Source organism: Fontibacillus panacisegetis (assembly GCF_900102215.1).
Lineage (GTDB): Bacteria > Bacillota > Bacilli > Paenibacillales > Paenibacillaceae > Fontibacillus > Fontibacillus panacisegetis.
In genome coordinates, this window is the sequence record NZ_FNBG01000017.1 from 52,851 (window position 1) to 70,317 (window position 17,467).

General features: G+C 40.4%; 20 protein-coding genes and 1 pseudogene. 7 read left to right on the plus strand and 14 right to left on the minus strand.

Annotated features, from left to right (window positions below):
- Positions 1-86 precede the first annotated feature (86 nt).
- The 7 genes and pseudogenes from BLS49_RS25350 to BLS49_RS25900 form a co-directional block, all read right to left on the minus strand.
- Complete coding sequence (locus BLS49_RS25350; protein WP_245742449.1) at positions 87-305, minus strand: hypothetical protein; 219 nt, start codon at positions 303-305, stop codon at positions 87-89.
- A gap of 21 nt (positions 306-326) precedes the next feature.
- Positions 327-989: an HAD family hydrolase gene (locus tag BLS49_RS14745; protein ID WP_245742451.1), complete on the minus strand. Its 663-nt coding sequence runs from the start codon at positions 987-989 to the stop codon at positions 327-329.
- 29 nt (positions 990-1,018) lie between these two features.
- Positions 1,019-1,462 carry an NUDIX domain-containing protein gene (locus BLS49_RS14750; RefSeq protein ID WP_091231921.1) on the minus strand — a complete coding sequence of 148 codons (444 nt, stop codon included), beginning with the start codon at positions 1,460-1,462 and terminating at the stop codon, positions 1,019-1,021.
- Between the two features lie 163 nt (positions 1,463-1,625).
- Positions 1,626-2,036: a DUF2500 domain-containing protein gene (locus BLS49_RS14755; protein ID WP_091231925.1), complete on the minus strand. Its 411-nt coding sequence runs from the start codon at positions 2,034-2,036 to the stop codon at positions 1,626-1,628.
- A gap of 62 nt (positions 2,037-2,098) precedes the next feature.
- The gene (locus BLS49_RS14760) at positions 2,099-2,356 is read right to left on the minus strand and encodes a DUF2164 domain-containing protein (RefSeq protein ID WP_091231928.1); all 258 of its coding nucleotides are present in this window, start codon (positions 2,354-2,356) and stop codon (positions 2,099-2,101) included.
- 12 nt (positions 2,357-2,368) lie between these two features.
- On the minus strand, positions 2,369-2,725 hold the full coding sequence (locus BLS49_RS14765) for a VOC family protein (protein ID WP_175471423.1): 357 nt from the start codon (positions 2,723-2,725) through the stop codon (positions 2,369-2,371).
- A 153-nt stretch (positions 2,726-2,878) separates the two neighbouring features.
- A pseudogene (locus BLS49_RS25900) lies at positions 2,879-2,998 on the minus strand (avidin-fold protein); the annotation flags it as partial.
- 220 nt (positions 2,999-3,218) lie between these two features.
- Here BLS49_RS25900 and BLS49_RS14775 point away from each other — a divergent pair.
- Positions 3,219-4,184, plus strand: a complete 966-nt coding sequence (locus tag BLS49_RS14775) for a LacI family DNA-binding transcriptional regulator (protein ID WP_091231933.1) — start codon at positions 3,219-3,221, stop codon at positions 4,182-4,184.
- Positions 4,185-4,278: 94 nt separating this feature from the next.
- On the plus strand, positions 4,279-5,553 hold the full coding sequence (locus BLS49_RS14780) for an MFS transporter (protein WP_245742453.1): 1,275 nt from the start codon (positions 4,279-4,281) through the stop codon (positions 5,551-5,553).
- 30 nt (positions 5,554-5,583) lie between these two features.
- Here the strand turns inward: BLS49_RS14780 and BLS49_RS14785 are convergent, their stop codons facing one another.
- The 4 genes from BLS49_RS14785 to BLS49_RS14800 all read right to left on the minus strand — a co-directional run bounded on the left by BLS49_RS14785 (position 5,584) and on the right by BLS49_RS14800 (position 9,271).
- Positions 5,584-6,066 (minus strand): GNAT family N-acetyltransferase, encoded by a 483-nt coding sequence (locus BLS49_RS14785; protein ID WP_091231937.1) that lies wholly within the window; start codon positions 6,064-6,066, stop codon positions 5,584-5,586.
- A 354-nt stretch (positions 6,067-6,420) separates the two neighbouring features.
- Positions 6,421-8,013 carry a sensor domain-containing diguanylate cyclase gene (locus BLS49_RS14790; protein WP_091231940.1) on the minus strand — a complete coding sequence of 531 codons (1,593 nt, stop codon included), beginning with the start codon at positions 8,011-8,013 and terminating at the stop codon, positions 6,421-6,423.
- Positions 8,014-8,238: 225 nt separating this feature from the next.
- Positions 8,239-8,628, minus strand: a complete 390-nt coding sequence (locus tag BLS49_RS14795) for an Asp23/Gls24 family envelope stress response protein (RefSeq protein ID WP_091231943.1) — start codon at positions 8,626-8,628, stop codon at positions 8,239-8,241.
- Between the two features lie 70 nt (positions 8,629-8,698).
- Complete coding sequence (locus tag BLS49_RS14800; protein ID WP_091231946.1) at positions 8,699-9,271, minus strand: TetR/AcrR family transcriptional regulator; 573 nt, start codon at positions 9,269-9,271, stop codon at positions 8,699-8,701.
- Between the two features lie 201 nt (positions 9,272-9,472).
- On the opposite strand from BLS49_RS14800, the gene BLS49_RS14805 reads away from it, so the two are divergent.
- The 4 genes from BLS49_RS14805 (at position 9,473) to BLS49_RS14820 (ending at position 13,979) form a co-directional block, all read left to right on the plus strand.
- Positions 9,473-10,156, plus strand: coding sequence for a response regulator transcription factor (locus BLS49_RS14805; RefSeq protein ID WP_091231950.1), 684 nt, complete (start codon positions 9,473-9,475; stop codon positions 10,154-10,156).
- Positions 10,157-10,159: 3 nt separating this feature from the next.
- Positions 10,160-11,164 (plus strand): sensor histidine kinase, encoded by a 1,005-nt coding sequence (locus BLS49_RS14810; RefSeq protein ID WP_091231953.1) that lies wholly within the window; start codon positions 10,160-10,162, stop codon positions 11,162-11,164.
- A gap of 117 nt (positions 11,165-11,281) precedes the next feature.
- A complete protein-coding gene (locus BLS49_RS14815) occupies positions 11,282-12,043 on the plus strand; it encodes an ABC transporter ATP-binding protein (protein WP_091231956.1) in 762 nt (253 codons plus the stop codon).
- A complete protein-coding gene (locus BLS49_RS14820; RefSeq protein ID WP_091231959.1) occupies positions 12,033-13,979 on the plus strand; it encodes an ABC transporter permease in 1,947 nt (648 codons plus the stop codon). The genes BLS49_RS14815 and BLS49_RS14820 overlap by 11 nt, the downstream gene beginning before the upstream one ends.
- Before the next feature lie 151 nt (positions 13,980-14,130).
- Here BLS49_RS14820 and BLS49_RS14825 read toward each other — a convergent pair whose 3' ends face one another.
- The 3 genes from BLS49_RS14825 to hemH are packed head-to-tail and all read right to left on the minus strand — an operon-like array spanning position 14,131 to position 16,684.
- The gene (locus BLS49_RS14825) at positions 14,131-15,012 is read right to left on the minus strand and encodes a PhzF family phenazine biosynthesis isomerase (protein WP_091231962.1); all 882 of its coding nucleotides are present in this window, start codon (positions 15,010-15,012) and stop codon (positions 14,131-14,133) included.
- An 18-nt stretch (positions 15,013-15,030) separates the two neighbouring features.
- On the minus strand, positions 15,031-15,624 hold the full coding sequence (locus BLS49_RS14830; RefSeq protein WP_091231965.1) for a nucleotidyltransferase family protein: 594 nt from the start codon (positions 15,622-15,624) through the stop codon (positions 15,031-15,033).
- A 40-nt stretch (positions 15,625-15,664) separates the two neighbouring features.
- Positions 15,665-16,684: a ferrochelatase gene (hemH, locus tag BLS49_RS14835; protein WP_175471424.1), complete on the minus strand. Its 1,020-nt coding sequence runs from the start codon at positions 16,682-16,684 to the stop codon at positions 15,665-15,667.
- Between the two features lie 233 nt (positions 16,685-16,917).
- Between hemH and BLS49_RS14840 the strand changes: the two genes are divergently transcribed.
- Positions 16,918-17,457 carry a DoxX family protein gene (locus tag BLS49_RS14840; RefSeq protein ID WP_091231971.1) on the plus strand — a complete coding sequence of 180 codons (540 nt, stop codon included), beginning with the start codon at positions 16,918-16,920 and terminating at the stop codon, positions 17,455-17,457.
- Positions 17,458-17,467: the final 10 nt, after the last annotated feature.

Consider the following 17,467-nt stretch of genomic DNA (forward strand, 5'->3'; position numbering starts at 1 on the left):
TTTTCCCCTTCTCTAGCCCACATGCCTCGTAAAACCTCAAGGTCTCTTCTTTTTTAGAACTTGTCATTAGCATCACTTTATAACAGTTACTCTGTTCCGCTATATGAATGGCCTCTTTTTTGTCCGTCCTGCTCAAGAACAATGATTTTCATTTTGGGGTCATCAAGCATTTCACGCCAAAGCGATATTATCTGTACGTCTGTAGTATTCAGCTCAGAGTCATCAGGCTGTAAATACTTATACAGATGTAATAAGCCCTGTAATTCATGCTCTTGGATTAGCCGTACCTGATCGTTGTTCAACATTCCCTTATCATCCTCATCGTTTCATATAAATAAAGCGTACAGCTCCTCAACTGATTCAACATAATATTTAGGGCTGCTTTCCATCAGTTCATTCTTGCTACCATATCCATACCCTACGGCGATTGCATCAACACCTTGATGATTTGCACCGATAATGTCAAATTTCCGATCACCAATCATAACGGCGGCATCATTACCGATCTGCTGATGTTCTAGAATATAATGGATGATTTCTGCTTTATCAGACCGTGTACCATCCAATTCACTTCCACATACAACATCAAAAAAAGAATCCATATGAAAATAAGATAATATCTGCTCAGTAAAAACGGTTGGTTTGGAAGTCGCGACCACTAGCGTCCGATTCTGCTTTTTCAATAAACTCAACAATTCTATCATTCCATTATACAATTCATTCTCGTACATACCTTGGTCTTGAAAATACTCTCTGTAATAACGAATGGCCTGATTCGCATCACCTTCTGTGAAACCATACAAATCCCGAAAGGAAAGCATTAGAGGTGGCCCGATAAAAGAGTTCAATTGATCCAAATCATTCACTTCAATCCCGAATTTATGCAGAGCATATTGCACTGACTTCGTTATCCCAAGCTTCGGATCTGTCAAAGTTCCATCCAAATCGAACAATACATGTGAATAAAATCTATCCAGTGTCGTTCTCAAAATGCTGGACCTCCTGTTTTTGGTTACTGTTATAAGTATCCCGTCTTCTTTAGTACATATTCTGTTGAGGGGTTCAAATTGGGTAGAGCCGTTTCAAGGCAAAAAAACTTACATTCGATGCCTTGGTCAACATGATTATGGAGTTCACCTTCTACTTCCTTGGCCACAAAAATAGCCCTTACATTGTACACATCTTCATGGGGATACTCATCATTCGTAGCATTACCCGATAGAACTGTCACTAACTGATACGTTTTAGCTCTTAATCCGGTTTCCTTAAATAACCCTCTAGCTGCGGTCTCTTCCAAAGATTCTCCTGGCTCCATAACACCTTCAATAAGGCTCCAATCGAGATTTTCGTTCTGTCTTTGAAGTAATAGATGTCCTAAAGAATTAAAAACCAGCACACATGAGCCAGCCATTATTATCGGCTCCGTTCCGACTTTCGTTCCTAAACCCGTAATGGTTCCCATGAAATTAAAGAATCACCCCATCATGTGGTATGTATTTCAGATTATACCATTATACTCCAGTCATTTAAAAATTCTCATCATCTCCTCCAATAAAAAAAGAAAACAAACCTCTTAATTAAAAGAAGTTTGCCTTATAAAATCTAATCTATTGAATATCAACATATCAAATAAACCTTACATTTCTCGACTCTATTCTTCGATGAAAATCTTTGAATCTGGTTCCTTGATAGGTTAGCGTCCCGCGATCACCAACAGATATTAATCCATAATGGTTGTATTTAACATAAAGCTCAATACGGGAACTATCATCCTCGAATTCAAAAGTAATGTAGTAGTTCGTGTTGGTACTTGAATCATCTCCGCCGCCCCATATTTCAGTCCTCTTATCAACCACTTTACAGCTCTTTTGGACAATTTCAGCAGCGTTATTCGACATCCAAATATACAAGCTCTTAATCGTTATATAAATTAATACCCCTAATACAAACAAGATAAGTAATACACCAAGTATTATAAAAAATAATGGGACCTCACTAATAAAATCAAAGAAACCACCTGGTCCACCAAATGCCATTCCAATCAATCCCCTTATTGATTGATAAAAACATTTATGCTCCCTCAATGCTGACTGGTTAACTATCTCTTCCGATTTTGAGTTGGTTTTTCAAGCACATACAATTCATCCTCTAATTGAAGCATTTTTTCGTTAATTACTTGCCGAGAGTCATCTAGTGCCTTGTTATATATGAAAGGACCTAGCGCTTCAATCATAAAATCAACAAGTTGATCAGCGGCTAGTTCACCAATACTCTCTGACCGCTCTTCCTCAAAATAAGCCTGAACACTGCGGATAATTTCTGCTTTTTCTTCCTTTGGCAATTTAATAGTCAACATTATTTCTATCTCCTAACATTTGCAGAGCATCAGATGATTACCGTCGGGATCTTTAAAATTGAACCATTGTCCATCCTGAATCCCGGTAGTAGGCTCTATGTTTTTACTTTTTATAAATTCATAAGCGTCTTCTATATTATCCGTATCAAAATGAAAAACAGGCTTTTTGAAAACAGTATCCTCTGCATAAATTTTACTATCCAAAACAATATTCAATCCATTCAAAGGCAATACATACAAATGACCGTGAAAAATTTCGCCATCAGTTGGTAGATCTAAAAGATCACAATACCAATCTCTTGACTTTTCTAAATTGCTAACAGGTAAAAAAATACTTCCTACCTTTTTAGAAAACGGGTTATTTATCATTACTACCTCCCAACAATCGCGTTATTTTCCCTAATTATACAATTATACCCATTAAGTATCCATATGAAAATTATGTTCCCGTGTCTCTCCTTATCGTATACTAGCACTTTATTGCTATCATTCCATAATTCTCCGCAACTGCCTGAAATCCCTCTATCCAATCTCTTCAATGATTGAATATCCTTTAGAATCGTCTTTGCAGGTCCACTCCCATTCCTCATGTATTCTTAATCTGCCATCTGCCAACAATTCCGGCTTGGAGCTACAAATTCCAGATGTTAAATTAGTAGTTTAAGTTGTGCATACAAAAAAAGAGACCACCGTTTCAAGGCAGTCCCAAAAAATTTTGGAAGAAATGTATAAAGAAACAGATTTTCTTGAATTGATCATATTCGAAACGAAGGAAGTTCTGCTGTGACATAATTAACGCCCTGTACAAAAAAATCATTTAATGCTAACCTAATGCAAAATATACATTTAGGGTGACTTGACTTTGAAAAAAACAACCATGAAAGATATAGCTCAAAAAGCTAATGTATCAATCGCAACCGTAAGCTACGTGCTAAACAGTGTAAATAATCAGACCATTCCAGAAGCAACACGCAAGCATATTTTACAAATCGCCAAGGAGCTTCATTATATCCCTAATCTTACGGCTCGCTCCCTTGCGAAGAAAAAAACAGGTCTCATCGGGATTCTTCTGAACAAATCATCCCATACACCTTACTGGAAACGGCAGGGTTATTTAGCTGTTGTGGAAAGTCTGGAAAAATTGCTGACTGCTGCCGGTTACCATACCCTTCTTCTTTCACTGAATGCCGAGAAACCTTCGCTGGATATCATTGTAGAAAGAGAGCTGGACGCCGCCTTCCTGATCGATGTAAGGGATGAAACCTTCTACTCCATTTCTATCAACTTCACAATCGGTGTTCCGTTAATTCTAATCGACAGCAAAATTAAGGATAAGATGTTCAAACAGATTTTTTACAATTATCAGGAAGCCATACAGGTCGCCTTGACTAAAGCTGATGATACTAATAGCGATGCTCTAAAAACTTCTTCAGAAGAAGTCTGTTTCATTATGGAGAATTTCAACAATCAATCGCTAGTTGCTCATATTTTGCAGGGAATCCATGATCTTGGTTTTTCTAGAGATCATATCTTTATCATCGATGACCTTCACCAGTTGGATTCAATTTCACAATCGGGTTCCTACAAGAAAGCGATCGTGATCAATGAATTCTTGGGAAATCATATTGAAAAAATGAATATGTTCGATAAACTGACTGTCATCTGTACCTGCAACTGCCCGGAAATTCTTGTGAATAAGAACACTCAGGTAATAACCTTCAAGGAGGATAAATCAACCAGTGCTTTTAGTATTATGGAAAATTTGATAAATCATATTGACTTTTTTAAACAATCAAATAATATATATAGTATCGGAGTAAAGCGCTAGAAAAAAAACTAACAGTTCGCTGTTAATTTTTTTTACCGTTAACTTAAGCGCTTAAGTTAATAAGCCTGGATCATTTTTCTTATAGGAGGTTACTATGTTCGATACACCAATGTCAGCTACAGCAACTGAAAACCAAGCGGTCATACGGTCATACCCTAGCGTCTGGAGGAATAAACAATTTCTCATGCTGCTTGCTTCATATTCAGCCTCTATTTTCGGCAACACCTTTCATAGCATCGCGCTGAATCTATGGGTTCTACAGACGACAGGCAGCGCCAAAATGATGGCTACTCTCGTTATCACAAATCTAATACTAAGCTCAATATTAGGTTCAATTGCAGGAACATATGCTGACCGAATCAACCGCAGACAAATTATGCTTATTACGGATTTGATCAGTTTTGCGCTAGTTGCTATTATTGCTTTTCTCCTTACGATGTCTGTGACTCCATTTTTTATCATTGTCATACTAACCGGACTTGTCACGACATCAGGACTGTTTAAATCCCCTGCTTATCATGCATCTCTTGTTAATGTAGTTGGCAAGGAGCATATTCAGAAGGCTGTCAGCTTGGTAAATTTATCAGAAAATATTTGCAGGACGATAGGCTTTTCGGCAGGCGGTATTTTTGTTGCTGCATTTGGAATATCCAGTGCCATTTTTTTTGACGGACTAACGTTTCTAGTCTCCTTTGTTTTGGTTATACTTGCCGGAGCCTTTCCTTCTCCAATGAGAGCGAATAATTTGTCTAAAGAGAAAAGAAAATTTACCCAGGATTTGGCCTCCGGAATTTCATTTATTTGGAGGGACCCTTTTGCGAAATCAGTTATTATGATGTCTCCTACTCTGGCGCTTTTTTTTATGCCTTCGCTAATGTTAACTCAAGTAATGGCTGTTACAGAATGGAACTCCACTCCCTTTGAGTTCGGGCTTATGGAAGCTTGCATTCCGCTTGGATACATGTTCGGTTCTGGGCTCATTTTCATTTTTGGGTCCAGAATTAAAAAACGCGGCCACCTGATCATGTTCAGTCTTCTATTGCTTGGGCCTATGAACGTAGTGTTATCATTTATGACGTCAGCTACTGCAGCAATTCCGTCTATTCTGATTATTGGATTCATGTTCTCCTTCTGCACACTACTCATTAACATCATTCTTCGGCTCGAGGTGTCTGAAGAGCTTCAAGGACGAGTATTCGGCGTGATGAGCTCAATCATGAGTGTTGCACCTTCCGTTGGACTTGCTATCGTATCGTATTACGCAGATGTTTTTAGCCCAGGTGCAGTGATGTCGGTTAGCGGCTGCCTGCTCTTCTTATTCGCCATCTTTGCATTTTTTAAGCTTAGTGTCATCAGAAAATATAATTAGAGAGTGAGAAGCTCACTCTCTAATTATGATTTATTTATCGATGTTATCCCTAGACATATGCTGCTTTTCCAAATAGATCATTGTTAATTGAGGATTAACTTCAAGCTCTCTGGTTCTTTGATAGCCTAGTTTTTGGTACAAATAAATATTTTTCAAGCTTTTTTCACCAGTAAACAATTCGAACTTATTGCAGTGAACAAACCTGAGCTCTATCTCGTTCATCAGCTTTGAACCAATTCCTCTATTCTGGTAGTCAGGATGAACGATCAGCTTTCCTATTTTGCAAATATCCCTGTCCTCGTACGCTCTAACAGAGCCTACAATCCTGTTATCCGCCACTACCTTAAGTATTATTTGTTTTTCAAATTCATCTTCTAAATCAGTGATCGTTTGTTTAAGAGGAGGAATATTATAATCATGATACATCTCAGCTTCGCTCTGATATGAAAGATACTGAAGCCGCAAAATTTCGTCTAAATCAGCCTTTTCTGCTAGCGCAATATGTATGTGCATCGTTAAATGTACCTCCATATTCAATTCGGTCTTGATCTTCATTCCAATATTATACATATTGGCAGAGATCGACAATAGTTTGATTCGAATATCTTTTACTCTTGTACGTATGTCTGTATGTCTGTATGTGTATGTCTCCATGTGAAGCTACTGTAATACCTGCAAAAGTGCATCTTTTTTGTTGCTACATAAGCTCGTTCCATTTAATACCTGCAAAAGTGCATCTTTTGAAGTCCTAATCAACCATTCTTGCGTCTAATACAGTCAAAAGCCTGCGCTTTTGCAGGCTTTTGCTCAACTTGAACTGATATCATTGAAAAGGCTGTATTTTTGCATTTTTTTCAGTTGGCGTTTTTAACTTTCAGCGACCACCGTCCTGTTTCTACCTCTGCTTTTGGCCAAGTATAATGCCTGATCAGCCTTCTCTAGCAGCCCCTCACGCTCCAACGCATGTAAAGGATAATTTGCGATTCCCTGCGAGACCGTAACTTTTGTTGGAATGGGGGCCTTGCTTTGTTCCAGAGCCTGACGGACTTTTTCGGCTACGTCGAAGGCATCCTCGGAACCTGCACCGCCCAGCAAAATGACAAACTCTTCCCCACCGTACCGATAACAACTTTCGTCCGGACGAAGTGAGGTCTCTATTACCTTGGCAACATGTTTCAACACTTCGTCACCGATGAGATGACCATAGGTGTCGTTTACGAATTTAAATTTATCTACATCCAGCATAATGAGCGAAAACGGGAGACCAGAAGTTATCCATTGACTTATCGTATTTTCGAGAGACCTCCGGTTCATCAGGCCCGTTAGAGCATCTGTCGTGGCCTCATGGGTCAATTGATCAGTTTGCTTCTGAATATTGGCGACAGCAAGCAATACAGCTCTCGATAGCAAGTCGGCCTCACGGCTCCAATGCGGCTTAACTTCAGGCAATACAATCTTTTCATTTCCCATCTTGCTGACCAGATTCGCCAGATGGACAAATGGCCAGGCAAATCTTCGCGCTATGACAATGATGCTCATCAACAGTATTATGAACGGAAGCAACGAGTATCCGATAATTGTCCGAATGTAGCTCATCAGTTCATTATGAATTAGACCTATCGGTGTGACAACCACAATTCCCCATCCGTTGGCTGAGACACTAGAAAACCCGGCAAGCATCTCGACGCCACGAGTGTTGCGGACCTGCTGTTCCCCGCTTTCCCCCTTCATCAGTTTCTGCACAACCTTATTGCTGCTGACGTCATTCCCAATGAGATTCTTATCCGGGTGATAAAGGAGACGTCCTTCGGAATCCACAATGTAATAATAAGAACCTGAGCCATCCACGTTGTTGTAGCCAAAAACCTCAGAAAGAATATTGTTCTTCTGGAGATAAAGTGTACCGCTTAAAATGCCGAGATATGAACCGTTACTGCTAAAAATCGGCTGACTCAAAAATACGATTAATCTCTTCGTATTTGAAGTCTTATAAGGAGATGAAATGTAGGGCTTTTGGAGTGACAAAGCCTCCATACTAGCTTTAGATGTGATATGCCTACCAGCTGTTCCCAAGCTTGCCGGTGCTACATTACGGATCACCCTGTTGGATTCAACCACTGCGATAGAATTAAAGAAATTGCTGCTGTTGCGCATCAGTTCTAAATAATCATCCACTTGCTTAGGTGTCATAGCTTTAAAATCAGAGAGTTTATCGGCACCGTGCTTCAAGCTACCGCGCATAGACTGAAATAAGGAATCCATCGTCTTGGACATGCGATCAGCGCTGATGTAATTTAGATGGAGCGTCGTCTTCGTCAAGGATTGTTTTTTGGACTGATAGGAGCCAACCAGAAGAATACTTGAGGTAAGCAGTACCACCAGAGTCACCAAACCCGTAAGCAGCCATGTAAGACTGAGCTTTTTACTTTGACGAAAACCATTCCCTTTCAGTTTAAACAAACTCTAACCCTCCTTGATTCTATACACTTGATACCTCCATATTACTTCAATTTTTGATATTATTCGACAAAAAAATCATTACATTTCATGTTCTCTTTACAAAAAAAAGAAGACCGGGAAAGTACCGCCTTCTTCATTCATCCGAGCATATCATGATATCTCGCCTGTATGCTGCTAAACAACAGATATTCACCTAATTTAACGCAGAACTCTTCTTGCTTCCAATTAGAATTGTAATTGTACATTTAACAGCTTTTCTCTGGAATCTCGCTTTTTATTTAATATATTCTGAACCTTGACGTTAACAGTGCTGATAGATAACCCGGCTAACTTTTCAACAGCCTCTCTTACATTGTGCTGCAATTCCCTGCAAACCTCATGCATTTTGACCCCATAATATACGATAATTTTTAAGTGGATCTCTAGTCCAGATTCTACTATTCTAAGCTCAACTCCGTTTTGCAGGCTTTTTCCGTTTACCTTATTGGAAATTCTCTCGATGATTCCAGTTGACATGGAAGCAATACCGTTGGTAGAGATGGTTGTAAGTCCAATGATTTTAGATAAGACATCTTCAGATATTTTGATACTCCCCAGAACATTTTGAATTAACATACAGTTCTCTCCCTTCACCTATCCGCAAAGTACTTTTTGAAATAATTTAACGTTCTTTCCTAACAAGCCGTTAAGAGTCGTGTGCTAAAACCCCGTGATAAAACGTATCCACAACGAGAGCAGCTGCGGAGTTTATAGCAATATAACCCTTCTGTACCTGCTCCCATGTCAAAAACAGCAGCGAATAAAGCACATCTACAATCCACTTTTTACTGACCATGGACTGGAAATAACCCTTCTGCTGCAATAGTCCGATTACGTGTATCACCGGTTCTCTCAGCCGCTTATCGGCTTCTTCAATTTCCTGATTATAATTTACTGATGCATCATGGGCGAGAAAATATATTTTATCACCCAAAGGGATCAAGGCTTCGATCAGTTCTGGAATGTAGGCTTCGCAGTTTTCCTCGTCTAAATGTATCTGACCCATGGTTTCACCCACTACCTGAATAGCCCGGAATCCCAATTGAACCATCAATTGCTCCCTACTCTCAACATACCGATGCAAGGTAGCAATTCCAATTCCAACATACTCCGCAATCTCAGACATTGAAGCACCGGGGTTCTCAATTAGAAGGGATGTGGCCTGATCAAGTATGGTATTAAGTTTCATTTGCTTCTTCTCTGACATGTCTTTATTCATATAGCTGACAAGTTCCTTTCATTTATGATATGTAAAAATATCATATGAGATAATAATATCATTATTATTGGCATTTCAACAATTATCAGAATACCGTCATCCCTTGTCTGCACTATTTTTATTTTGCCTGATCACAGCAAGACGTTTACTATATAATGAGTTCAGTTAATAATTTCAATATAAATTAGTGTGGTGAATCTATTGTTCAAGATAATGTTAATCGAAGACGATGCAAGCCTTTTTGGAGCGATCAAAGAAAGATTCCAGCAGTGGTCTTATGACGTATACGGAATTACCGATTTCAATAAAGTGTTTGGAGAGTTTACGAATGTAAAACCAGACCTGGTGGTCATTGATATACAGCTGCCAAAATACGATGGTTTTCATTGGTGTCGGATGATTCGCTCTCATTCCAATGTCCCAATTATCTTCCTGTCGTCACGCGACCATCCGACTGATATCGTGATGTCCATGCAGCTTGGTGCGGACGACTATGTACAGAAGCCTTTTCATTTCGACGTTCTAATCGCTAAAATTCAGGCCGTCCTGCGCCGCGTATATGATTACAACACCGAAGCTATTTCACTTCGAACCTGGTGCGGAGCTACGATTGATTATGAAAAAAATATCGTTACCAGCGAGAAGGGAACAATTGAGCTCACCAAAAACGAACTCTTTATTCTTAAGCTGCTCGTTGAACAGAAGAATAAAATTGTGTCCCGTGAAGAGCTGATCAAAAGCCTATGGGAGGATGATCGTTTTATTAGCGACAATACGCTCACCGTTAATGTAAATCGACTGCGGAAAAAACTAGAGGCGCTCAGTCTTGACACTATGGTAGAGACCAAAGTCGGACAAGGCTACGTAGCGATTGAAGAGGGATAATACATGATAATAAAATATTTGCGGGAGCGTCTTAGCTGGATAATGCTCGTTATTTGTTTGCAATTGCTTACTTTTTCCGTAGCATTTTTAGATCCGGAGATTCCGTTTCATTCCCTGCTGTACATCGTTTTTTTATCCACCGTCATCTTTGTGATCTTCCTCGTCCTGCGCTACCAGAAGGAAACTAAATTTTATAAAAGCTTGGCAGAATGGGAGCCCCATCTCGATTTATCGAGCCTTGCTACGGCAGACAGCCCCTACGAGGAGATCATTAGTGAAAATCTCCTGCACCAGACCAAACGACTTAAGGGGGAAGCTGAGTATAATCGAATCATGCTGGAGGAAGAAAAAGACGATTTGCTCTCCTGGGTTCATGAGGTGAAGACCCCGCTAACAGCGATGCATCTCATGATAGAGCGTCTGGATGATGAGACCATCAAGACACAGTTAACCTACGAGTGGCTGCGCATCCATCTCCTGCTGGATCAACAGCTTCATCAAAAACGGATCGTCTTTATCGAGAACGATCTGTATGTCGAGCAGGTTCAATTAAAGCCGCTCATCTCTCAGGAGATTCGCACTCTGCGATCCTGGTGTATGCAGAAAGGAATTGGCTTTGACCTGGATCTTCAAGAGACCGAGGTATTAAGTGACGCCAAGTGGCTTGCATTTATCGTCAGACAACTGATAACGAATGCTGTGAAATATAGTGAATCAGCAGATATTTATTTAAGGAGCTATTTTCAGGATGATGGAGTGATTCTGGAGGTACAAGATTACGGTCGCGGAATTGATCCCAGAGACCTCCCTCGCATTTTTGATAAGGGGTTCACTTCTACACTCAACCATCGTGAACATATGGCAACCGGAATGGGCCTGTATTTGAGTAAAAAGGCTGCCGATTCGTTGATGATACATATCGATGTACATTCGAAGCCTGGAGAAGGAACAACAATGCGGCTCATTTTTCCCAAACGTAATGACTTCGTGCTCATCAGGGAATCATAATCTATTGGAGGCATGTGACAACATTGTCACATGCCTCACCCATTTGTTCGGTGAATCGAAGGAAAGACTAAACTAACCCTTATATAATGAAGCTACCGAATGAAGGAGTGTGTATAAATGAGTATACTAGAAGCGATAAAAATTCATAAAAGCTATGGTAACAAATTTAATAAGCAGGAAGTGCTCAAAGGTATTGATTTCAGCATTGAGCAAGGAGAATTCGTCAGCATCATGGGCGCCTCCGGCTCAGGGAAAACAACGCTGCTGAACGTCCTCTCTTCCATTGATCATGTTAGCCACGGAACCGTGATTATCGACAAAAATGAAATGACGGCTATGAAGGAAAAGCAGCTAGCGGAATTTCGCAAGCATCACTTAGGCTTTATTTTTCAGGACTACAATCTATTAGATACTTTAACGGTTAAAGAAAATATTCTCTTACCACTATCCATCTCAAAAGTAAGCCGCAAAGAAGCTGAGCAAAAGTTTCAGGCTGTTGCATCAGAGCTGGGGATCTACGAACTGAAGGATAAATATCCGAATGAAATATCCGGTGGACAAAAGCAGCGAACCTCGGCAGCCAGAGCTTTTATTCACGAGCCAAGCATTATTTTTGCCGATGAACCGACAGGAGCGCTGGATTCCAAATCCGCTTCAGACCTGTTGAACAAGCTGAGCGATCTCAATGAGAAGCTTAAGGCAACGATTGTTATGGTCACTCATGATTCGGTAGCCGCAAGCTACTGCAGCAGAGTTATTTTTATAAAGGATGGTCAAATCTACACTCAATTAAACAAAGGAGAAGAGTCGAGACAAGCCTTCTTTAAGGACATCATGACCACTCAAGGGGTTCTGGGAGGGGTTCAGGTTGAGCATTAATTATATCATTCTCCGGAATCTCAAGAAAAACGCCAAAAACTATTATTTATACGTATTCGCGCTTATTTTTAGCGTTGCCCTGTATTTCGCTTTTGTCACGCTGCAATATGATCCGGCTATGGATGAAGCCAAAGGAACAATTAAAGGCGCAGCTGCCTTAGGAGCTGCCTCGGTACTGCTTATTGCTATCGTAACCATTTTCCTGTTGTATGCCAACAATCTGTTCATCAAACGGCGGAGTAAAGAAATCGGGCTGTTCCAATTAATAGGTCTGACGAAGAACAAAATCTTTCGTATCCTGACGGCAGAAAATTTCATCTTGTACTTTTGCTCGCTGATGATCGGAATTGGGCTCGGTTTCTCGGGTTCCAAGCTGCTGCTTATGATCCTGTTCAAAATAACAGGGGTTGATACAAACGCAACACTAAACTTCTCAACAGACGCGTTCAGACAAACCATGATTGTATTTCTTGCTCTTTATGTTCTGATTATGCTGATGAATTACCTGTTTATGAAGAGACAAAGCATTCTATCTCTATTTAGAGTGCAGTCATCAACAGAAGAACAAGTAAAGAAAGTATCTTTTGTAGAAATACTGATCGGTATTTTGGGCATATGCTTGATTCTTGGTGGGTACTATCTCTCATCTAAATTGTTTGGCGGCGACTTCACAAGTATGCCAGAGCTGTTAATGGCCATGATTATAATCCTTGGTTCAGTCATTATCGGCACGTATCTTTTTTACAAGGGCTCTGTTCGATTTATCTTTTACCTCATTCGCAAGCAAAAGTCGGGTTACCTGAATATTCGAGAGGTATTATCTCTCTCCTCGATTATGTTCCGGATGAAGTCAAACGCCTTGATGCTGACGATCATTACGACGGTATCTGCACTCGCGATCGGATTGCTCTCCTTAAGTTATATTTCTTACTACTCAGCCGAACAAAGTGCGAAAAACAGCGTCCCATCCGACTTCACCTTTGCAAGTGATCAGGATGCGGAACAATTCAAACAAGCCTTAACAACAAATCAAATTCCGTTTGACGAAACCCGAATTGATGTCATTCAGGTAGAAACCAATTTCAAGGATACGCTGGAGGCAAGCTTTACAGGCACCGGTTCAGAGTCAAATACGATGATTATTGGTGTTATTAGCGACTCTGCAGTAGAGGGGCTCGATTTGCCTGAAGGAGAAGTAAGGTTGAGCGGATTCAGTGATATATTAAAAACCTTCCTATCCTTTAAGGAAAGTGGAGCGATCGAATTCAAAGGCCAACATGATGTTATTCCTGGGCAGATGGTAGGTATTGAGAAAGATTATATCGTATCCTGGTACTTCACCAATGGCAGCTTGCCAATAGCTATCGTGGATGATTCCGTTTTTGAACACCTGAAAAAAGATCTTAATCCAGAAATTCAGAAAGAATCTAACACTTATATTGGAGTAGATATTGCAGATCAGGATAAATTAATCACTGCAAATGATATTTTTCTAAAGCTCCCACTCAGTCAGGATAGAGGAAACGATTCTCAGCTGCGCGACCTTAACTCTCAAAAGCAAACCATGGGACTTATCATGTTCATCGTTGGTTTCCTTGGATTAACCTTTCTCGTCACATCAGGTTGTATTTTGTACTTCAAACAAATGGATGAAAGTGAGGAGGAAAAGCCGAATTATACAATTCTGCGCAAGCTCGGCTTCACGGAAGGAGATTTGTTAAAGGGCATTCAAGCAAAGCAAATTTTCAATTTTGGTATCCCGTTAATCGTTGGGCTGTTCCACAGCTATTTTGCTGTAAAATCCGGTTGGTTTCTCTTCGGAAGCGAGCTATGGACACCAATGATGATCGTTATGGTGGTGTACACGGTACTTTACTCCATCTTTGGTTTCCTCTCCGTGCTTTATTATAAGAAAGTGATTAATGGAGCGCTGTAATAAGTTATCAACAAAAACTGTCCGGCATGCCGGACAGTTTTTTACATGTATATGCACGTATGAAATAAAGCTCCGTTATTTTTAACCGCAGCGATTGCGATCACAACAGGTTTCATGCACATGTTCCCCCTCTCTCACCTGCTTAATCGTCCTACAATAAAAACTCACGAACAAAAACAGCTGTTCCAGAAACGTATACATCTATGCTGCTTTCGCTTCGGACAGCCTGTACATAAATTTTCCCATCCCTGTTTATTTCATGTCCTTGTTCAACTATAAATTCCACAGATGATGCCTCTTTATTAACATAGGTTAAGTAATACGCTCCCATAACACCGGATGCTGTACCTGTTGCTGGATCTTCAATGGTTCCTGAATATGGAGAAGAAAAATGCCTCGCATGCATCATAGCATTCTGATCTGCGGCTTTAAAGCTGAATGGATGTACCGAGGATTTTGGATTCTCGCTCAATATTTCAGGAAACATATTATTCTGCGGAATCATTTGTGAGAAGCTATGCAGGTTACGGATCGGTACTAGCAAGGTCCAAGTACCTGTGCTTCCGTAAACGATTGGCTTGGATAAGTCCAGATCCTCCTCAGATAGAGACATACTTTGAGCCAGCCTGCTCACATCTCCTTGAAAAGGAATAAAGCGTGGTTGATCTTGCTTCATTTTTATAAATAATTCTCCACCTCTAGTATCAAAGGAAACGGGCAAAATGCCAACATTCGTCTCAATAGTTATTTCCTTGTTATTCCCTAACAGTCCTCTAGACTTCAAGCAAAATAATGATGCAACCGTAGCGTGTCCACACAAATTAATTTCATGGCCTGGTGTAAAGTATCGTAGTCGCAAATCGGCCGTATCCGATGGTAAGACAAATACCGTCTCATTAAATCCAACTTTTTCGGCTAATGATTGCATCTCTTCTTGATGTAAATCATCAGCATTTAGTACTACTCCAGCTGGATTGCCTTTATGTGCAATGGATGAAAATGCATCGTAATGTAGAATGGTTCTTAGAGTCATGTCAAGAGCCTCCCCCTATTAAGTGGACCATGAATGAACGATTAACTCGGGCCATTTTGATTTCCACTTGTTCGCTTTTTTCATAAAAATCTGTTCCGTGATCAACCTCTTATTTGCTCTTACCGTCAGATTAAATAAATCACTTAGTCCGAACGGCGCATAGACCTTCCAAATGTTGTTTTTTTCGAGCCTTACTCCCAGTGAGGTTGCTGTTGTTGGCCAAGAACAAATACCATCCTCGACGGATTGATAGGGTTCTATCTCAAAACCAAATTTATCGCCATACCATAAATGAACTCTAGCCTGATTTTTTATATCGATTTTATATGGAATATCGCTAAAAATGTCTTTACCCGTTTGAATAACTTCATCTTCAGCCTCTATACTTAAGTCCATCCCGTTAAAATACACAATATCAATATCCTCAATTCCATAATTCATATCACGATTCGTCAGTTGATTCCATACCGTTTGTACGATACAGCCTGCACCAATATAATAATGATCTAATTCTAAATGCTGAGCTTTTTCAAAAATCTTCATTAATAAATCGCTATTAGTTATTCTCGCTATTAATTCCTGTTCCAAAATCTGTTCGGCACTATTATCCATTCTCGCTCTCCTTAGCTGATATGTGGAAAATTTCTGATTCTCAATTCATCCATCCCAATGCGTTCTTTTTCACCTGATTAGCCAGAAATAGAAGCCATTCTTCATTACTGTTCAAGCAAGAGGTTACGAAAAACTGCTCTTCTTCCCCTCCCCCGGCAGCAAATTGCTCTCGTCCTTCAATAGCAAGCTCATGCAGCGTTTCCAAGCAATCTGTTACAAGACCTGGTGAGAAAACTAAAGGCCTATGGATTCCACGTCCAGCCAATTCACCAAGAACATTACTTGTAGCAGGACCGATCCACTCCTCGGGACCAAATCGTGATTGAAAGGTGACCTGCCACTGGCCAGAATCCCAATTCATAGCTGAAGCAAGCAGGCGTGCCGTCTCCATGCATTGCGCCTCGTATGGATCTCCTGTCTCTATATATCGTTTTGGAATCCCATGAAAGGTCAAGACATAATAATCCGGCTTTATGTCTAGGTTATCTATTTGGTGAACTAAGTGCGACTTCATAGCTGAAATATACCCAGGCTCATTATAAAAGGCTTCCATAAATCTGAGCGTGGGAACAAAACGTTTTGATGCAGCTCCGGTGGAGTTGTTTCTACCGAGCGCAGCAAAACACGCCTGATCGTACACTGAAGCGCTGGTGGTTGATGAATATTGGGGAAACAGCGGTACAACAATAATTCGTGTAGCTCCAGCGTTCTCCAATTTTGAGATTGCCTGTTCCATGCTCGGCTCACTATATGCTAATCCTAACTCAACATGATAATCAGAACCAAGCAATAATTGCAGCCCTGACTGCTGAGCTAATGAATGAAGCAACAGGGGTGATCCTTCCTTTTCCCATATCTGGCTGTACAGCTTTGCTGATCGTCTTGGACGAGTGCGCAAAATAATCCCTTGCAGCAAAGGCTGCCAAAACAGCGGCGAATAATCGACGATCCGTCGATCAGATAAAAACTTTTTCAGATACGGACGAACCGCTTTGGCTGTTGGTGCAGATGGTGTTCCTATTTGAGCGAGTATTACGCCGATTGGAGACAGTTTGTTCAAAGCACAGGCTCCTTTCCATGTTACCGAATCCAATTAGGTTATCATAGCAGCTCTGAGCGCACAATTATTGTGATCACTGAACCTTCATTTCCCACACATGTTTAAATTTTAATAATTAAAATTTTATTAATTGTGATTTTAATCACATGTATAGTGAAAAATATCACATATAATAAAGACATCAAAGATTCCTCATTCAAACAAAAAACACAACAATGGACGGAGTGGTAAATATGTTTAACAACTTCCTTAGAACGAACAAAGTCGCAATGTGGTTCCTAACCTTTATCAGAATTTATCTCGGATATAAATGGATTACAGCCGGATGGCATAAATTAACTGGAGGATTCGACGCCGCAGGTTTCTTACAAGGAGCGATTGCAAAAAGTACTGGTGATGCCCCTACTGTACAAGCCTGGTGGGGAACATTTCTGGAGCATGTTGCTCTTCCGAATGTAGGTATCTTCAACTACCTTATTCCTTTGGGTGAGTTTCTCGTAGGGCTTGGATTAATACTCGGAACATTGACTACCTTCGCTGCTCTTATGGGTCTGGTAATGAATGCTGCGTTCCTCTTCTCGGGTACAGTAAGCACCAATGCCCAAATGCTTCTTCTTGAAGTGCTGATCGTTGTAGCGGCTGCTAACGCTGGCAAAATCGGACTTGATCACTACGTTCTGCCTTATCTTCGCGGATTATTCCACAAAAAAGATGAAATCAGACCCGTGAACCCTACTACAAAACAAAATTTGAAAACCAAACATACAGCTTAAGCAACAAGAA

Bases quoted from the DNA above. Each gene is read 5' to 3' on its own strand.
- BLS49_RS14825 (WP_091231962.1), bottom strand. From the start codon at position 15,012: ATGACTCTAAGAACCATTCTACATTACGATGCATTTTCATCCATTGCA.
- BLS49_RS14800 (WP_091231946.1), bottom strand. From the start codon at position 9,271: ATGAATAAAGACATGTCAGAGAAGAAGCAAATGAAACTTAATACCATA.
- BLS49_RS14830 (WP_091231965.1), bottom strand. From the start codon at position 15,624: ATGGATAATAGTGCCGAACAGATTTTGGAACAGGAATTAATAGCGAGA.
- BLS49_RS14765 (WP_175471423.1), bottom strand. From the start codon at position 2,725: ATGATAAATAACCCGTTTTCTAAAAAGGTAGGAAGTATTTTTTTACCT.
- BLS49_RS25350 (WP_245742449.1), bottom strand. From the start codon at position 305: ATGTTGAACAACGATCAGGTACGGCTAATCCAAGAGCATGAATTACAG.
- BLS49_RS14795 (WP_091231943.1), bottom strand. From the start codon at position 8,628: ATGTTAATTCAAAATGTTCTGGGGAGTATCAAAATATCTGAAGATGTC.
- BLS49_RS14755 (WP_091231925.1), bottom strand. From the start codon at position 2,036: ATGGCATTTGGTGGACCAGGTGGTTTCTTTGATTTTATTAGTGAGGTC.
- BLS49_RS14780 (WP_245742453.1), top strand. From the start codon at position 4,279: ATGTTCGATACACCAATGTCAGCTACAGCAACTGAAAACCAAGCGGTC.
- BLS49_RS14815 (WP_091231956.1), top strand. From the start codon at position 11,282: ATGAGTATACTAGAAGCGATAAAAATTCATAAAAGCTATGGTAACAAA.
- BLS49_RS14785 (WP_091231937.1), bottom strand. From the start codon at position 6,066: ATGCACATACATATTGCGCTAGCAGAAAAGGCTGATTTAGACGAAATT.
- BLS49_RS14840 (WP_091231971.1), top strand. From the start codon at position 16,918: ATGTTTAACAACTTCCTTAGAACGAACAAAGTCGCAATGTGGTTCCTA.
- BLS49_RS14750 (WP_091231921.1), bottom strand. From the start codon at position 1,462: ATGGGAACCATTACGGGTTTAGGAACGAAAGTCGGAACGGAGCCGATA.
- BLS49_RS14810 (WP_091231953.1), top strand. From the start codon at position 10,160: ATGATAATAAAATATTTGCGGGAGCGTCTTAGCTGGATAATGCTCGTT.
- BLS49_RS14760 (WP_091231928.1), bottom strand. From the start codon at position 2,356: ATGTTGACTATTAAATTGCCAAAGGAAGAAAAAGCAGAAATTATCCGC.